This is a genomic window from Niveispirillum sp. GW835-FHT14G11, from assembly GCF_058793615.1.
On the sequence record NZ_JBXAFZ010000010.1, the window covers coordinates 81,400 to 97,799 of the forward strand.

Genomic DNA, 16,400 nt, shown 5'->3' on the forward strand with positions numbered 1-16,400 from the left:
GATGCGCCCGAGGCCGTTATGGTGCGGCTGGCGGGTATCGCCAAGACCTTCCATGGCAAGGATGGCCGCACGGTTGCCGCCCTGGCCGGGGTCGACCTCGACATTCCCAAGGGCGGCATCACCGCCATCGTCGGCCCCAGCGGGGCCGGCAAGAGCAGCCTGCTGCGCGCCGTCAACCTGCTGGAACGGCCCGATGCCGGCACAATCATCGTCGGCGGCCGTGACCTGACGGCCCTGGATGAGGCGGGCCTGCGCGGTGCGCGGCAATCCATCGGCATGATCTTCCAGCATTTCAACCTGCTGGCCAACCGCACCGTGGCCGGCAATGTCGCCCTGTCGCTGGAACTGGCCGGCTGGTCCGCCGACCGCATCGGCCCGCGCGTGGCCGAACTGCTGGATCTTGTCGGCCTGACCGACAAGGCGGGCCAATATCCCGCCGCCCTGTCCGGCGGACAAAAGCAACGCGTCGGCATCGCCCGCGCGCTCGCCCCCAATCCGCAACTGCTGCTGTGTGACGAGGCGACGTCGGCGCTGGATCCGGAAACCACCCGCCAGATCCTGGCCCTGATCCGCCGCATCAACCGTGATCTGGGCCTGACCGTGCTGCTGATCACGCATGAGATGGCGGTGGTGCGCGAGGTGGCGGACCAGGTGGTGGTGCTGGAGGCCGGACGCATCATCGAACAGGGTGCCGTCGCCGACGTGTTCGCGCATCCCGCCCACCCCACCACCCGCCGCTTCCTGCTGGGGGAGACGGGGACGGAGTTGCCGGCCGATCTGGCCGCCCGCCTGTCGCCCATCCCCGTCCCCGGCGGCGCCACCCTGGTCCGTCTGCATGCGGTGGGGGCGATTGCCGCCTCTCCGATCCTGTCCGACCTGGGCGGCCAGGGCATCGCCGCCCGCCTGATCGCCGGCCGGGTACAACCCCTGGGCGACCAGCCGTTTGCCGGCCTGATCGCCGCCCTGTCCGGCGATGATGGGGCCATCGCCACCGCCATCCACCAATTGCGCACCCGTGGCGCGGAGATCGAGGTTCTGGGACATGTCGCCACAGATGCTGTCGCTGCTGGCTGACGCCACGGTCCAGACATTGCTGATGGTCCTGGTGGCGGGCGGGCTGGCCACCTTGGCCGGCGTGCCGCTGGGCCTGTTCCTGGCCTTGTCCGGGACCGGCGACCTGCTGCCCCGCCCGGCTTTGCAGCGCGCCCTGGGCCTGCTGGTCAATGCCACCCGTTCCACCCCCTTCATCATCCTGGTGGTGGCCATCGTGCCGCTGACAAGGCTGCTGACCGGCACCTCCATCGGCACCGCCGCCGCCACGGTGCCGCTGACGCTGGCCGCCATCCCCTTCATCGCGCGGGTGGTGGAAGGGGCCGTGCGCGAGGTCGATCACGGCCTGCTGGACGCCGCCCGCGCCATGGGGGCGACCCCCGGCCAGGTGGTGACCAAGATCCTGCTGCCCGAGGCACGGGCCGGCATCGTCCGCGGCCTGACGCTGGCCGCCGTCAATCTGGTGGGCTATTCCGCCATGGTGGGCGCGGTCGGGGGTGGCGGCCTGGGCGACCTGGGCATCCGCTATGGCTATCAGCGCTTCATGCCGGAAATGATGCTGGCCGTGGTGCTGATCCTGATTATCGTGGTGCAGGCCCTGCAATCGGGCGGCGAGGCCCTGGCCCGCCGCCTGGACAAACGTCACCCCGGAAGCTGAAGGTTCGACCCATGCGCATTCCCACCCTGCTCGCCCTGGCCGCCGCCCTGCTGGCCCCCCTCGCCGCGGATGCGGAAACCATCCGCATCGGCGTCACCCCCGGCCCCCACGCCCAGATCATGGACGTGGTGAAGAAGGAGGCGAAGGCCCAGGGCCTGGACCTCCAGGTCCTGGAATTCAGCGACTATGTCGTGCCCAACACCGCCCTGGCCGATGGCGACCTGGATGCCAATTCCTTCCAGCATCAACCCTATCTGGACAACCAGATCGCCGACCGCGGCTTCAAGCTGGTCAGCGTCGCCCAGACCGTGACCTTCCCCCTGGGCATCTTCGCGTCCAAGGCCAAGTCGCTGGACGCGCTGCCCAAGGGCGCGAAGATCGCCATCCCCAACGATCCCACCAATGGCGGCCGCGCGCTGCTGCTGCTGAACCGCGAGGGGCTGATCGGCGTGGATGGAAAGGCCGGGCTGAAGGCCACGATCCTGGACATCACCCAGAACCCGAAGAATTTCAAGATCGTGGAACTGGACGCGGCCCAGCTGCCGCGCAGCCTGGGCGACGTGGACGCCGCCGCCATCAACGGCAATTACGCGCTGGAGGCCGGATTGGACCCGATCAAGGACGCCATCGCCCGCGAACCCGCCAACGGCCCCTATGCCAACATCATCGCCGTCAAGGTGGGGGACAAGGACAAGCCCTGGGTGAAGAAGCTGGTATCGATCTACCAGTCCGCCCCGGTGAAGGCCTTCATCGAGACGGAGTTCAAGGGGGCGGTGGTCCCGGCCTGGTGAGGGCCGCCCCCGACACAATTGTCACCGCCTCGTAACGCCTTTGTTACAGCCCTGTTCGCCTGAGCCTGGCCCTGTCATCCTCGCGCCCAAAATCCTGTCGGACGGAGGATGTATAAATGCGATTGCGGACCCTGGCCCCTGTGGGCCTGATGCTGACCGGTGCCGCCCTGGCCCTTGCGGGCCCGGCGATGGCGCAAGCCAAGAAAGTGATGAGCGCCACCGACATGTGGGGGATGAAGCGGCTGGCCGCGCCCGCCTTGTCGCCCGACGGCAAGTCGGCGGTGGTTTCCGTCTCCGTCTATGACCTGAAGACGGACAAGCGCGCGGCCGATCTCTGGCTGTTCCCCGTCGATGGCGGCCCGGCGCGCCAGCTGACCACCGACCCGGCGGCAGAGGGCGATGCGGTGTGGAGCCCCGATGGCAAGTACATCGCCTTCACCGCCAAGCGGGATGAGGACAAGGCCCCGCAGATCTATGTCCTGCCCGTCGCGGGTGGGGAGGCCAGGCGGGTGACCAGCGTGCCCACGGGCGCGCGCACGCCGAAATGGCTGCCCGATGGCAAGGGCCTGGTGTTCATGACGCGGGTCTGGGCCGATCTCTCCACCTGGGACGACCAGGGCAAGCGGTTGAAGGACCGCGAGGAGAGCAAGATGTCGGCCCGGGTGTGGGACAAGGCGCCCATCGCCTATTTCGACCATTACCTGGATGACCGCGAGAACCATCTCTACGCCACCGATATCGACGGTGCCGCGCCCCGCGCCATCACGCCGGGCAGCGGCGTGTCGGTGCAGTATAATGAAGGCTCCGCCCCCTTCGACATCTCGCCCGACGGCAAGGAGATCGCCTTCCCGGTAAATATCGACAAGGTGGGCAACCGCCCCAATGTCGACCTGTTCACCATCCCGGTGGCCGGCGGTGCCGCCACCAACATCACGCCGGCCAACGCGACCGGCCCCGACAGCAACCCGCTCTATGCGCCCGACGGCAAGTCTCTGGCCTATAACCAGCGCACCCTCTATGGCTTCTATGGCGAGAATGCCAAGCTGATCGTGCGCGACCGCGCCACGGGTGCGACGCGCGACATCACCAAGGACTTCGACCGCTCAGCCAGCAATTTCGCCTGGACGGGCGACAGCGCGGCACTCTACGGCGCCGTGGATGATGCCTCGGTCCAGCGCGTCTATCGCTATGACGCCAGGGGCAAGGACAAGCCGCAGCGCGTCACCGACGGCACCACTGGCGACGTGACCGATGTGGAGGTGGCGGGCAAGACCCTGGTGGGCCTGCGCCAGTCGATCAGCGCGCCGGGCGAGCTGGTGGCCATCGATGCGAAATCCGGCAAGATCCGCGACATCTCCGCCGCCAATGCCCAGGCCCTGTCGGGCTTCCAGTTGGGCAAGGTGGAAAGTGTGGCCTATAAGGGGGCGAATAACGCCGATATCCAGATGTGGGTGGTCTATCCGCCAAACTTCGACCCGGCGAAGAAATATCCGGCGATGATGCTGGTCCATGGCGGCCCGCACAATGCCATCACCGATGCCTTCAGCTATCGCTGGAACGCCCAGGTCTTCGCCGGCTGGGGCTATGTCGTCACCTGGCATAATTTCCATGGCTCCAGCGGCTTCGGCCAGGCCTTCACCGACAGCATCAATCCCGAATGGGGGGAGGTGCCGTACCAGGACACGATGAAGGCCGCCGACTGGCTGGCATCCAAGCCCTTCATCGACAAGGACCGCATGCTGGCCGCCGGCGCCTCTTACGGCGGCTACCTGACAAGCTTCATCCTGGGCCGCGAACATCCGTTCAAGACCCTGGTGATCCACGCCGCCGTCTATAACCTCTACAGCCAGTATGCCGCCGATTTCAGCGGCAGCCAGGGACGGTTCAAGGAATTCTGGGACGATCAGGACAATATCGCCCGCAATTCCCCGCACATGCAGGCCGGCAATTTCAAGACCCCGACCCTGGTCCTGCATGGTGAGCAGGATCTGCGCGTGCCCATCAACCATGGGATAGAGCTGTTCAACACGCTCCAGCGCCGGGGCGTGGAAAGCCGCCTGGTCTATTTCCCCGATGAAAACCACTGGGTCCTGAAGCCGCAGAACAGCGTCTTCTGGTATGGCGAGGTCGAACGCTGGGTGAAGGCCCACGTCGCCCCCGGCCCCACGGCTCCGGCATCGTGATGTAAAAAGGGCGGGACCGCGCGGTCCCGCCCCATTTTTTAAGCCTGGGCTGTAAGGCCGCCACACAACTCCACCGTCATCCCGGCGTAAGCCGGGATGACGGTTGGAGAGAGGGTAACGAAGCCCACCTCAATCCGCCCCCTCGTCCCCCTTGGTGGCGGCACTTTCGATCAGGGTCATGGCTTCCAGGATCAGGTGACGCATGGCCACGGCCGCACCCTCCGCATCTCCGGCGATGATGGCGTCCGACACTTTCTGATGGTCGGCGACACTGGCCAGCCGCACGCCCTTGCGGCGGTTGGTCAGGCGGATGGAGGTGCGCAGCGCCGCATCGATGACATCGCGCAGCTGGGCATAGAACCGGTTTCCCGTCGCCTCCAGCACCGCGACATGGAAGGCGATGTCCGAGGTCAGCGGGTCATCATCGCCCAGTTCGGCGGCCTGCATGCGGCGCAGCGCCAGCTGGATGGCGCCCTTGGCCTTCTCATCGGCATGGATGGCGGCCAGCGACGCCGCCACCGGCTCGATCGCCAGGCGCACCTGGGTGAATTCCAGCAGCAGGGTGGGCGAGAATTTGCGCTCCAGCAGCCAGCGCAGCACATCGGGGTCCAGCAGGTTCCAGTTGCGCTCCGGCTCGATCCAGGTGCCCTGGCGGGGGCGGGCCTTCAACAGGCCCTTCGCCGTCAGCATCTTCACTGCCTCGCGCAGCACCGACCGGCTGGCACCCAGGCGCTTGCACAGCTCCGCCTCCGTCGGGAACGGGTTGGCGTGACCATAGGTACCGGTAACAATATCGACGCCAAGTTGCTGGAGGATGCCATAGGTGAAGTTCCGACCGGACTCCGCCCGCAATCCCCGCTCATTCCCGCTCATGCGTTCCCGCTCCCGCATCGCCGGCCCCATCCCCGGGGCACGCGGCTGTTTTCTGTCTCCACGATAGCTATCCAGCAGGCGGAGAGGAAAGGCAAGATACCGATATCAGGTAACCCCGTTCCGCCAGGCCGAAATAATCTGCCGTGCGCGCTCACCCACCTCGGCGGCATCCATGCCCGGCTTGAAAACCTCGCCGCCGACGCCGATTCCGGCCACGCCGGCCTCGCGCCAGGGGCCCAGATTGCCGGCCCCGACCCCGCCCACGGCATAAAGGCGCACATCGCGCGGCATCACCGCCGACAGCGCCTTCAGATGGCCATGGCCATAGGTGGAGGCGGGAAACAGCTTCAGGTGCCGGGCACCGGCCTTGATGGCGGCAAAGGCCTCCGTCGCGGTGGCGAATCCGGGCATGGGCAGCAGGCCCAGAAAGACGGCGCGGGCAATCACCGACGGGTCGCTGTTGGGCGTCACGATCAGCTTGCCACCCGCGGCGGCCACCTGATCCACCGCCGCTTCACTCAGCACCGTGCCGGCGCCGACCAGGCAGGTATCGCCGAAATGCGCCGCCAGCCTGGCGATGCTGTCCAGCGGATCGGGGCTGTTCAACGGCACCTCGATGGCGCGGAAGCCGGCATCGAACAGGGCTCGGCCGATGGAAACCACCGCATCCGGCGTGACGCCGCGCAGGATGGCGACCAGGGGCGTGTCGGTCAGGTGGCGTTCCAGGTTGGCAATCATGGTCTCAGGCTTTCACGACAGGGAAGCGGTATGGACGGAAAACAGCCCGGCCAGCGCAAGGTCGGCGCCGTCCAGGCACGCGGCCGCACGCCCCGCGACGCGCAGGGCAGCCGCATAGGCATCGGTCAGGACGGGGCTGGCCACCAGTGTGACGGGGCCGTCCAGGTCGCCCCGCACCCCCGCCAGCCCGCCGGCCACATCGGCCCCGATCACCAGGCCGGACAGGAAGGACAGCGCATCCTGCGCCGACATCCCCTCCAGCAGCTGGCGCGACCGCGCCTCGAACAGCAGATGCGGCAGGGGGGCATTGGTCAAGGCCCGTTCCACGCCGCGGTCAAAGGCGGCGCCCGGCTGCGGCTGCAACCCGTCCGTACCGCGACCCAGCACAGAGTGCTGGCGCAGCAGCGCGAACAGCTCTCCGCTGAACCCGGTCTGGAAATGCCGGACCGTACCATCCTCTAGCAGCACCCATTTGGCATGGGTACCGGGCAGGCACAGCAGGCGGCGGCCCTGGCCCAGCTCCGGCCGTGTGGCCAGCGCCCCCAATATCTGCGTTTCCTCCCCCCGCATCACGTCAGGTGCGCCCTGCGGGTTGATGGTGGACAGGCCGGGGATGATGGCCATCTCGGCACCGGCCGCCGTAAAGCGGGTCAGACCGGAGGCCAGGGAGCGCACATCGGCCGGACAGGGCTGATACACCGCCTCCACCCAGCCGATCGACGACCCGACCATGCCGCAGAACAAAGCCGGCAGAGGACCATGCACCGCGCGCCAGACGGCGGTGGCCGCCAGAAACGCCGCCTCCACCCGGCCCGGCACGGCCGCCACGCCGGGGCCTTCCGCCCGGTCCAGCGCCGCGCCGTCCCGGCACAGCCAGAGCCGCAAATTGCTGGTACCCCAATCGCCGGCGATGAACAGCCCGTCACCCCGCATCGATGATCCCCCCCGATCCGAATGCGGTGGATATATATGACAAATCCGCCACCTGTAAAGTGTAGGGGCTTGACTAACCTGATTTATACGATAAATAGAAGCCAGTGTGGTGTCGATACCGTTCCCTTTGGGGACGGGTCCCTGTTGGCCCACCCTCCCAACAGACTTGATCCTTCAGGGAACCGGCTCCTGCCTCGCAGGGGCCGGTCTTTTTTGTCGAGCCCAGCAGCACTCAATGATATCGCCTCCCCGGCGAAGGCCGGGGCCCAGGGGCCAAACGCCCGACCTTACGGCGGTGTGATCAAGGCTGCTGAACTGTCGGGCTTGTGATCCTGGGTCCCGGCCTTCGCCGGGAAGGCGGAAAAGGGCATCCCCCCTTCCCCTATGGCCGCCCCTCCATCCGCCGCTCCGTCACGTCCAGGCGCGCCTGGAACGGATCGCGGCTGACGATCGGCCCCTGGTTGGTGAAATCCACCAGCCATTCATCGCCCGCCACCATACGCGGCGCCACCACAGGCTTGCCGTGACCGGGCACGCCGGTACGGGCAAAGCTGGTCCAGTAGGTGCGCAGCCGCGCCGCCATGGCCAGGTCCCCTTTCGTCGCCACGCTGCCATAGCGCGCCAGCACCCGGTCGAAGATGAAGGGCAGTTCCTTGGCATGTGGCGTGCCCGCCCAGCGCGCCCGCATATTCTGCGCGACATAGGAGAATCGATACTGGAACACCGGCTGGCCCGTCGCCGCCAGGGCGCGGGCCATGGCGCGCGCCGGCTCGATGAACATGGCGTCGCCATTGACCCGGTGGCCCACGACCGGGCTGGGATCGTTTCCCGTCGGGTCATAGGCGCGGGCGGCGGCATCGCGCAACGGCCCGAAACCGCCCAGAATCTTGTCCTTGTCGCCGCCGCTGTACCAGCCATCGGCACTGGTCGCCCCCACCATCACGGGCACCCTGGCCGCCTTGCCCGCCCGGAACAGGGCCAGCAACTCTCCGCCCAGCAGTTTCCCGTCGATGACCGGCCCGGAGTAATCGTCCGTACCGCCCAGTGTGGCCAGGTTCAGCGCCCCCACCAGCCGGTCGGCCGGCAGGGCGCGCAGCGCTGCCAGCCCGGCGGCACCCCTATCCGTGATCCCCTGGTTGGCGGCAAAGCGGGCGCCCATCCCCTCCCCCTCCGCCAGGGTGGGGGAGGGCAGCAGGCTGGACCGGCCGCCGCCCGACATGGCGATGGCCTTGTGGAACAGGCCGCGCGCCTCGGGCGCCGTCAGCAGCATATTGACCGACAGGCCCCCGGCACTTTCCCCGAACAGGGTGACATTATCCGGATCGCCGCCAAAGGCACGGATATTGGCCGCGACCCAGCGCAGGGCCGCGATCTGGTCCATGAAGCCGTAATTGCCGACCGGCCCGCCCGCCGCCGTCAGGGCCGGATGCGCGAAGAAGCCAAAGCGGCCCAGCCGATGATTGGCCGACGCCACGACCACCCCATCACGCGCCATCGCCGACCCGTCATAGATGGCCGGCGAGGTGCCGCCATTGACGAAGCCGCCGCCATGGATCCACACCATGACCGGCATTCCCTTGGCCCCCTTCGGCCGCCAGACATTCAGATACAGGCAATCCTCCGCCGGCACCGTGGCCAGCGGCGCGTCGTCGCCGATGAACGGCTTCTGTGCGCAATCCGCCCCATAGGTCTGGGCCGCCCGCACGTCCGTCCAGGGCGTGACCGGTGACGGTGGCCGCCAGCGCAGATCCCCCACCGGTGGGGCGGCGAAGGGAATGCCGCGGAAGCTTTCCACCCCATCCGCCGCCAGCCCGCGCACCGGTCCGCTGGCCGTCGCCACAAGCGGCCCGTCGCCGGCCAGCACCGGTCCCGCCACCAGCATGGCAAGGCAGAGGAAAAACGCCCTGGCCTTCATCTGCGACATCTCCTTCGGTTCCAGAACGTGCACCTGCCGCAGGTCGCGGGTGAGCGACAGCAAACCCCGACAACCGACGGTGCCACCCCTCAAATCCCGCCCAGCGCCTTCAATGCTACCGGCCCCATGGCCAGATAGCCGTCGCGGTTGGGATGCACCGCATCCTTTCCCAGGTCCGCCCTCAGCCCCTTGTCGGCATCGGCCAGCACCGGCCAGTAATCGATATAGACATGTCCTTCCCGCCGGCAAAACCCGGCGATCCAGTCATTCAAGGCCAGGATGCGGTCCGTCGGGTCGCCCACCGACCGGCGCCAATAGACATCACGGGCCGGCGGCACGGAGCCTATGAAAACCTTCATCCCCGCAGCATTGGCCAAAGCCGCCATGGCGGCCAGATTGTCCTGGGTCAGCTTGGCCTCATAGGCGCCGGCATTTTCCGCCACGTCATTGGTGCCGGCCAGGATATGGACGGCGCGGGGCCGCAGCGCCAGCACGTCGGGCGTGAAGCGCAGCAGCATCTGCGCAGTGGTCTGCCCGGAAATGCCGCGCCCGATGAAGCCGTTGGCGGGGAAGAACCCGCCATCATATTCATCGCGCGCCCAGTTCTCGGTGATGCTGTCGCCCATGAACACCACCCGCCGCCGGTCGGCCGGCAGCGCCTTGTCGGTGACATTGGCCGACTCATACCGGCTACGCCGGATCCAGTCCGACGCCTGGAACGGCTCCGCCGCCGCGACCGGCACGGAAGCCAGAAGCGTCGCGGCGGGCAGGGCGACAAGCAGGTGACGGCGGGTGGGGTGCATGGGGACTCCGATGTCGTAGTCGTCAGCAGTGGAACTTTTCTCGCCTTCCCGGCGAAGGCCGGGACCCAGGATCACAGGCACCACCCATCAACACAATGTCGCATGACGCTGCGGCAAGGTCGGGCATCTGGCCCCTGGGCCCCGGCCTTCGCCGGGGAGGCGCTAAAGATTTGCCGTGAGGATCACCGCTTCACCACCACCTGCCCCCCGTCATAGACCACCTCGCGCGTGCCCTTGACCCCGAAATCGGCGGCCTTTGCATCCGCCCCGTCGATCCAGCGCACCCGGATGGTGCGCTTAGGCACCATGCCGGGGAATGTCCCCTGCCGCTGCCCGATGGTCAATTCGCCCGTCGCCTGGTTCCAGGTGAATTGGATGCGGGCGAACTCGCCTTTCTCATAGCCATAAGTCGTCCCCTCATCCTCATACAGGTCGAACGCCCCATCCGCCCCGGCATAGATGGTCAGCAGCAGCGATCCGTCCTGGCTGTCGGCGGTGGATTGCAGCTCCGGCCCCGTGGGGATGATGGACCCTTCCCGCACATAGAGCGGGATCCGCGACAGCGGCGCCTCGGCCACCAGTTCCTGCCCGCCCGGCAGTTTGGCGCCCGTATAGAAATCCACCCAGTTCGCCCCGGCCGGCAGATAGACGGTGCGGCTGACAGCACCCTGTTGATAGACCGGCGCCACCAGCAGCGCCGGGCCGAACAGATATTGCGTACCCAGATCCTTCACCTTGGCATCGGCGGGGAAATCCTGGGCCAGCGCCCGCATGATCGTCCCGTCCTTGTGCCAGGTATCGCCGGCCAGCGTGTAGATATAGGGCAGCAGCCGGTAGCGCAGCTTGGTGTACCAGACCATGGATTTGTAGATATCCGACCCTTCCGGCGCGATATTCCAGATCTCGCGCAGCGGGAACTGCCCGTGGCTGCGGAACAGCGGGCTGAACGCCCCGAACTGGAACCAGCGCAGGTTCAGCTCCCGCCATTCCGCCTGATCGGCCGCCGCCATCGGCTGGGCCTCGAACCGCTTTTCCAGGGCGAAGCCGCCAATATCGGTGGTCCAGTTGGGCAGGCCCGACAGGCTGGTATTGATGCCCGCCGCGATCTGATGCTCCAGATCGACGAAGCGCGACACCACGTCGCCGCTCCACACCGCCATGCCATGGCGCTGCTGCCCGGCGAAACCTGAGCGGGTCAGGATGAAGCTGCGCTGCCCGCCATCATCGCGCCGCTCCCCCTCATACACCGCCTTGGTCTGCATCAGGGGGTAGGAATTGAACACCGCCGCCCCCGGCCCCATGGCCGTGGGCCCGATGCGCAGCTTCACCTCCTCGATCGGCAGGTTGGAATGGACATCCGGCTCGGTATTGTCCAACCACCAGGCATCGACCTTCAGCACGTTCAGCTTGTCGCGCATCTGCCGCCAATAGATGTCGCGCGCCTCCTGGCTGTAGGGATCGTAATGGGCGTTCAGATAGCCGTCGCCGATCCAGTCGCGCTCCCCCTTCTCCACATTGCGGCGATAGATATAGCCCTTGGCGTCCAGCTCCTGGTAATGCGCTGTATTGGGATAGAATTTCGGCCAGACGGAGATCATGAAGCGGGCATTCAGCTTGTGGACCTGCTCCACCATGCCGGCCGGATCGGGGAAGCGGGCCTTATCGAAATCGTGCGACCCCCAGGCATCCTCGGGCCAGTAATTCCAGTCCAGCACGATATTATCCAGCGGAATGCCGCGCTTGCGGTATTCCTTGACGGTGTCCACCACCTCGTCCTGGGTCTTGTACCGCTCCCGGCTCTGCCAGAACCCATAGGCCCAGCGCGGCAGCAGCACCGACTTGCCGGTCAGCTGCCGGTATCCGGCGATGACCCCGTCAATATCGTCCCCGGCGATGACATAATAATCCAGCGCATGGGCCACTTCCGACGACAGGGTCAGGGCGTGGCGGTCGGCCGGCGGCAGCGGGTCCTGGTGGGAAATGCCGATATAGCCGCCATCGGGCTGCCATTCGACGCGGATGTCATGCTGTTTGCCGGCTTCCAGCGCCACCTCGAAATTGTGGAACCAGGGGTTCCAGTTCTGGCGCCAGCGATGGATGATCTCCTTGCCATCCACGAACACGGTGGCGTAGCCCGATGAATAAAGCTGGAACTTGTGGGTGCCGGCCTTATCCGTGCTGATCTTGCCTTCCCATGTCACCTTCTGGCCCGGCGTGTCGCGGGTCTTGTCGGGGCGGCGGGTGCCCCCCACCTCCGCCGGCCAATTGGCCAGATCGTCCAGGTCGCGCCAGTCGATCTTCGCCTCCCGCCGCACCAGCTTCGCCTCGCCATCCTTGGTATAGGTGGCGGTCAGCGCCCCTTCCTTGCCCTCCACATCGAACAGCTTCAACGACCCGTCCAGGTCGGCATAATCATGCGGCACGCCGAAACGGGTGATGGAGTTATTGTCCCACAGCACGCCGTAATTGCGGCTGGACACCACGAACGGCACGGCGATGTCCATATTATGCTGCGCCAGACGCAGGTCTTCACCGTTCCAGTCCAGCACCCCGTTCTGATGCTGTCCCAGCCCGTAAAACGCCTCATCCGTGCCGGGGTTGAAGGTCTGGCTGATCGTGTAATAGTCACGGTCCAGAACCTTCACGGGCGCAATCGTGCCCCGGTCCTTCTCGGCCAGCAGTGGGTTGCCCGCCTTGTCCAGGAAACTTACGGTGCCGGTAGCCAGCGTCAGCTCTGCGGTCAGCTCCGGCGTCTTCACCCGCGCCACCTTGCCATCCTGCTCCACGGTGAACCCACCATTCGCCGGCCCGGCCACGGTGATCAGGCTGGCCGGGATATCCAGGCTGTCGGTCGGCACTGCCGTGACGCGGATGGTCCGGTCATTGATCACCTGCAGGCGCAGCTTCTTTGCCGGTCCCGATGACAAGGTGGCGACCAGACCATCCGGGGTCTGCTGTACGGCACCGGGCTGCACCGCCTGCACCATTTTGTCGCCGCCGGAAACGGCCCCGCCATCGCAACCCGCCAGCAGCAGCAGGGGCAGAAAGGCCGCACGGGCCAGCATCATCGATCGGAAAGTCACGTCGTTTTCTCCCTCGCAAACTGCCAAAACTCATCATCCCAACTGCATTTCCCGTCATCCCGGCGAAAGCCGGGATGACGACAGATCGGACATCAAATCAGTCCACTTTCGTCGGATACGTCCCCAGCCGCACCCGCAGCAGCTGCGCGCGGTCGGTCAGGTTCAGGCCGTAATCGGTCTGGTCGCCGTTCCACACCCGGTCCACGACCCAGGCGCCATCGACGAACCGCCCCTCCTCCACCCGGTCAAAGATCCGGCCGCGACCGGGCTGCGTGCTCTGGATATCCACCCGCGCATGCATGCCGGTGATCAGGTAATCATCCTTACCCATCTCGATCACCACGGCCCCGCCCTTGGGCACCGGGTTACCGGGCGGCTTGTCCATGCCGAACTGGCCCAGCCCATAGGACAGTTCCACCTTCCAGGGTGCCGCGCCCAGGGCGATGATTTCGCTATGCACGGCCTCCGGCTCCGCCCCGCCCCAGACCTTACCCTTCAGGCTGCGTTCGGCGATCAGGTCGGCCACCGGCGCTATGGCGCGATAGGCCAGGGCAAACGGCGCCAGCGTCTCCGGCGTCACCTTTTCCGCCCCCAAGGGCGCGTTGGCATAGCCGGTATAGTCCAGCCCGAACGGGCTGAACCCGATCCCCTGCCGGCCCAGCACCGCAAACAGATAACGGGCATAGACCGCCTTGCTGCCCATCTCCGCCACCATCAGGGCGTTGTCGGGGCGGCCATATTGTTCCAGCGTCTTCGTGTAAGGCGCATAGCCATCCATGTAGATGTCGGGCGCCAGAAAATCGATATGCGGGGCGGCCGCCTTCCACACGTCCAGCACATTCCAGGTCGGCCCGCCGGCGGAATAGGTATAGGGGTCCTGGTCCTTGAACGGGTCGCGCAGCGCGGCGTTCACATAGAGGGGCAGGTCGTATTCCTGCCGGCCGGCGGCGGCCACTTCGTCCACGAAGCGGCCGATATGCCAGGCATGGAAGAATTCATCCGCATCCTTGCCGAACACCTGGACCCAACTGCCCGGCTTCTTGCCCATGGCCTTGACGAGGTCGGCCGGCACCGGCCCTTGGAACAGTTTCTCTGCATCCCGGCCATGGTCACGGATGGCGCCATAGGTGCCGACCTCGTTTTCCACCTGCACCATGATCACAGTGCGCTGCGGGTCCACCTTCTTCAGATGGCGCATGAAGGCCACGAAGGCCTTTTTATCCGCCGCGAGCGTTTCCTTGCCATGCGGGGACAGGGAATTGCGGATAATCCCCCCGGATTCCACCACGCGCGGAAACCGGTCATTGTTCAGCTTGACCCAGGACGGGGCATAGTTGGGGCCATTATTCTTCCAGGTCGCGAACCAGAGCGGGATCAGCCGCACCTTGTTGGCGCGGGCCTGTTCCAGCAGATGGTCGACAAAGCTGAAATCAAACTGGCCTTCCTTGGGCTCAATCTGTTCCCAGGCGATGGGCACCTGCACACTATTGGCCCCCACCGCCGCCACCGCCGGCCAGACCAGCGGCAAGGCGACGGGATAATTGCTGGAATTATTGACCTGGGCACCTAAGATCAGGAACGGCTTGCCATCGACCAGCAGGGCATGACGCCCATCCTGCGTCACCATGCGCGGCAACGGGGCATCGGCGGCCACGGCCGGGCCTGTGGCAACACAAAGCGAGAGAAGGCCCACGGCCAGCAGACGGGAAAAGCGGGGAAACGGCATCACGGCTCCAATCGGGGTCGGGCGCGGACAAGGCTCAGGCGGCGGTGGCCGGGGCCTTGCAGTGACGGTCGATGAAATCGCGGTGGGCCGGCAGGGTGGCGACGGCCCGCTGCACGTAGTCACGATGGCGGGAAAGGCGCTGCTGCAATTCCGCTTCCGGCATGATGTCGGCCATCGGGTCATATCCGACCGGGTCCACCCCCTGCCCCAGGAACACGGCAAGCCAGCTGGCCTCCGCGAACAATTGCCCGTCGAAACGGGCCACGCGGCCCCGGGCACGGAACAGGTCGATCTTGTGTCGCAGACTGTCGGGGATCGGCATGGTCCGGCAATAATTCCAGAAGTCGCTGTCGTCGCGTTCCGTGGCGTTGTAATGCAGGATCAGGAAGTCGCGGATCTGCTCATACTCGATCTCGCTCAACCGGTTGAACTCGTCGCGCGTCGCCTGATCGCGGATGTCGGTGGGCAGCAGGGCCAGCAGGCGGAACAGGGCCGTCTGGATCAGATGGATCGAGGTGCTTTCCAAGGGTTCCAGGAACCCGCCAGCCAGCCCGATACCCAGGACATTGCGCACCCAGGCCTTGTCCCGCCGCCCCGCGGTAAAGCGCAACGGGCGGGCATCGGCCAGGGGGCGGCCATCCAGATGGCCCAGCAGCAACCCCTCCGCCTCCTCATCCGCCATGAAGGCCGATGAATAGACATGGCCGTTGCCGATGCGGTGCTGCAACGGGATGCGCCATTGCCAGCCGGCGGTATGGGCGGTGGAGCGGGTATAGGGCGTGATCTCCCGCCCGCCTTCGCACGGGATCGCCAGCGCCCGGTCGCAGGGCAGCCAACGGCTCCAATCCCTGAACCCCACCCCCAGGGTCTGACCCAGCAGCAGGGAGCGGAAACCGGAGCAGTCGATGAACAGGTCACCCCCGACGCTGCCGCCATCGGCCAGGTCGAGATTGGTGATATAGCCATCTTCCGCCCGCTGGCGGATGCCGGTGATCCGGCCCTCGATCCGCGTCACACCCAACTGGGTGGCGAAATCGCGCAGATAGGCGGCGTAGAGGGCGGCATCGAAATGATAGGCGTAGGAGAGAAGCGGCGCCCCCGCCGGCCCCTGGGGAATTTCCGGCGCGAACCGCCCCTGTTGGGCCGCCACGATGGCGGGGCAGTAATCGCCGACATCGGTTCTGTCTCCCAGGGCGCGGGCGCGCAGCCAGTAATGGTGGAAGGACACGGCATCGATATTGGCGCCATAGCTGCCGAACGGGTGGATATAGCTGTGCCCGGTCCGGGTCCAGTTGCGGAATTCGATCCCCAGCTTGAAACTGGCCTGGGTGCGTGCCACGAAGTCACGCTCATCAATGCCCAGCAGCTGGTTGAAGAACTGGATGGGCGGGATGGTGGCCTCACCCACGCCCACGGTGCCGATCTCGGCGGATTCAATCAGGGTGATGCGGCCCAGACGACCCTTTGTCGCCTTGGCCAGAAGGGCGGCCGTCATCCATCCGGCGGTGCCGCCGCCGACGATGGTGATGTCCAGGGGCTTTTTCTGCATCATCCCTCCTCCCCATACCATCTGCGCCTTTGCGGCGTCTGCGGTAACGGTAACACAATCTTTGGCCAGAAGAAAAAGAAGCCCGGACCGGTGTTGCC

At 66.2% G+C, this 16,400-nt stretch carries 12 protein-coding genes; 4 read left to right on the forward strand and 8 right to left on the reverse strand.

Features of this window, described 5'->3' with window-relative positions; genetic code table 11:
- Positions 1 to 18 precede the first annotated feature (18 nt).
- From AC1Q7F_RS18905 to AC1Q7F_RS18920, 4 genes are all read left to right on the forward strand, one after another.
- Positions 19 to 1,074 carry a methionine ABC transporter ATP-binding protein gene (locus tag AC1Q7F_RS18905; protein WP_492510048.1) on the forward strand — a complete coding sequence of 352 codons (1,056 nt, stop codon included), beginning with the start codon at positions 19 to 21 and terminating at the stop codon, positions 1,072 to 1,074.
- Positions 1,043 to 1,708, forward strand: a complete 666-nt coding sequence (locus AC1Q7F_RS18910) for a methionine ABC transporter permease (protein ID WP_492509676.1) — start codon at positions 1,043 to 1,045, stop codon at positions 1,706 to 1,708. The genes AC1Q7F_RS18905 and AC1Q7F_RS18910 overlap by 32 nt, the downstream gene beginning before the upstream one ends.
- Before the next feature lie 11 nt (positions 1,709 to 1,719).
- Complete coding sequence (locus AC1Q7F_RS18915; RefSeq protein ID WP_492509678.1) at positions 1,720 to 2,499, forward strand: MetQ/NlpA family ABC transporter substrate-binding protein; 780 nt, start codon at positions 1,720 to 1,722, stop codon at positions 2,497 to 2,499.
- 116 nt (positions 2,500 to 2,615) lie between these two features.
- Complete coding sequence (locus AC1Q7F_RS18920; protein WP_492509680.1) at positions 2,616 to 4,682, forward strand: alpha/beta hydrolase family protein; 2,067 nt, start codon at positions 2,616 to 2,618, stop codon at positions 4,680 to 4,682.
- 129 nt (positions 4,683 to 4,811) lie between these two features.
- On the opposite strand, the gene AC1Q7F_RS18925 is transcribed toward AC1Q7F_RS18920, so the two are convergent.
- From AC1Q7F_RS18925 to AC1Q7F_RS18960, 8 genes are all read right to left on the reverse strand, one after another.
- Positions 4,812 to 5,555, reverse strand: a complete 744-nt coding sequence (locus AC1Q7F_RS18925) for a FadR/GntR family transcriptional regulator (RefSeq protein ID WP_492509682.1) — start codon at positions 5,553 to 5,555, stop codon at positions 4,812 to 4,814.
- A gap of 105 nt (positions 5,556 to 5,660) precedes the next feature.
- Positions 5,661 to 6,293, reverse strand: coding sequence for a 2-dehydro-3-deoxy-6-phosphogalactonate aldolase (locus tag AC1Q7F_RS18930; protein ID WP_492509684.1), 633 nt, complete (start codon positions 6,291 to 6,293; stop codon positions 5,661 to 5,663).
- A gap of 12 nt (positions 6,294 to 6,305) precedes the next feature.
- Positions 6,306 to 7,226 (reverse strand): 2-dehydro-3-deoxygalactonokinase, encoded by a 921-nt coding sequence (locus tag AC1Q7F_RS18935; RefSeq protein ID WP_492509686.1) that lies wholly within the window; start codon positions 7,224 to 7,226, stop codon positions 6,306 to 6,308.
- A gap of 382 nt (positions 7,227 to 7,608) precedes the next feature.
- Positions 7,609 to 9,150 carry a carboxylesterase/lipase family protein gene (locus AC1Q7F_RS18940; RefSeq protein ID WP_492509689.1) on the reverse strand — a complete coding sequence of 514 codons (1,542 nt, stop codon included), beginning with the start codon at positions 9,148 to 9,150 and terminating at the stop codon, positions 7,609 to 7,611.
- An 80-nt stretch (positions 9,151 to 9,230) separates the two neighbouring features.
- The gene (locus AC1Q7F_RS18945; protein ID WP_492509690.1) at positions 9,231 to 9,944 is read right to left on the reverse strand and encodes a GDSL-type esterase/lipase family protein; all 714 of its coding nucleotides are present in this window, start codon (positions 9,942 to 9,944) and stop codon (positions 9,231 to 9,233) included.
- 182 nt (positions 9,945 to 10,126) lie between these two features.
- Positions 10,127 to 13,027, reverse strand: coding sequence for a glycoside hydrolase family 31 protein (locus AC1Q7F_RS18950; protein WP_492509692.1), 2,901 nt, complete (start codon positions 13,025 to 13,027; stop codon positions 10,127 to 10,129).
- Positions 13,028 to 13,124: 97 nt separating this feature from the next.
- Complete coding sequence (locus AC1Q7F_RS18955; RefSeq protein ID WP_492509694.1) at positions 13,125 to 14,753, reverse strand: DUF5597 domain-containing protein; 1,629 nt, start codon at positions 14,751 to 14,753, stop codon at positions 13,125 to 13,127.
- Between the two features lie 34 nt (positions 14,754 to 14,787).
- Positions 14,788 to 16,302 carry a tryptophan halogenase family protein gene (locus AC1Q7F_RS18960; protein WP_492509696.1) on the reverse strand — a complete coding sequence of 505 codons (1,515 nt, stop codon included), beginning with the start codon at positions 16,300 to 16,302 and terminating at the stop codon, positions 14,788 to 14,790.
- Positions 16,303 to 16,400 lie beyond the last annotated feature (98 nt).

Coding starts and splice junctions, on each gene's coding strand:
- AC1Q7F_RS18945 (WP_492509690.1), bottom strand. CDS start 9,944: ATGCACCCCACCCGCCGTCACCTGCTTGTCGCCCTGCCCGCCGCGACG.
- AC1Q7F_RS18910 (WP_492509676.1), top strand. CDS start 1,043: ATGTCGCCACAGATGCTGTCGCTGCTGGCTGACGCCACGGTCCAGACA.
- AC1Q7F_RS18915 (WP_492509678.1), top strand. CDS start 1,720: ATGCGCATTCCCACCCTGCTCGCCCTGGCCGCCGCCCTGCTGGCCCCC.
- AC1Q7F_RS18935 (WP_492509686.1), bottom strand. CDS start 7,226: ATGCGGGGTGACGGGCTGTTCATCGCCGGCGATTGGGGTACCAGCAAT.
- AC1Q7F_RS18940 (WP_492509689.1), bottom strand. CDS start 9,150: ATGTCGCAGATGAAGGCCAGGGCGTTTTTCCTCTGCCTTGCCATGCTG.
- AC1Q7F_RS18955 (WP_492509694.1), bottom strand. CDS start 14,753: ATGCCGTTTCCCCGCTTTTCCCGTCTGCTGGCCGTGGGCCTTCTCTCG.
- AC1Q7F_RS18930 (WP_492509684.1), bottom strand. CDS start 6,293: ATGATTGCCAACCTGGAACGCCACCTGACCGACACGCCCCTGGTCGCC.
- AC1Q7F_RS18905 (WP_492510048.1), top strand. CDS start 19: ATGGTGCGGCTGGCGGGTATCGCCAAGACCTTCCATGGCAAGGATGGC.
- AC1Q7F_RS18925 (WP_492509682.1), bottom strand. CDS start 5,555: ATGAGCGGGAATGAGCGGGGATTGCGGGCGGAGTCCGGTCGGAACTTC.
- AC1Q7F_RS18920 (WP_492509680.1), top strand. CDS start 2,616: ATGCGATTGCGGACCCTGGCCCCTGTGGGCCTGATGCTGACCGGTGCC.
- AC1Q7F_RS18960 (WP_492509696.1), bottom strand. CDS start 16,302: ATGCAGAAAAAGCCCCTGGACATCACCATCGTCGGCGGCGGCACCGCC.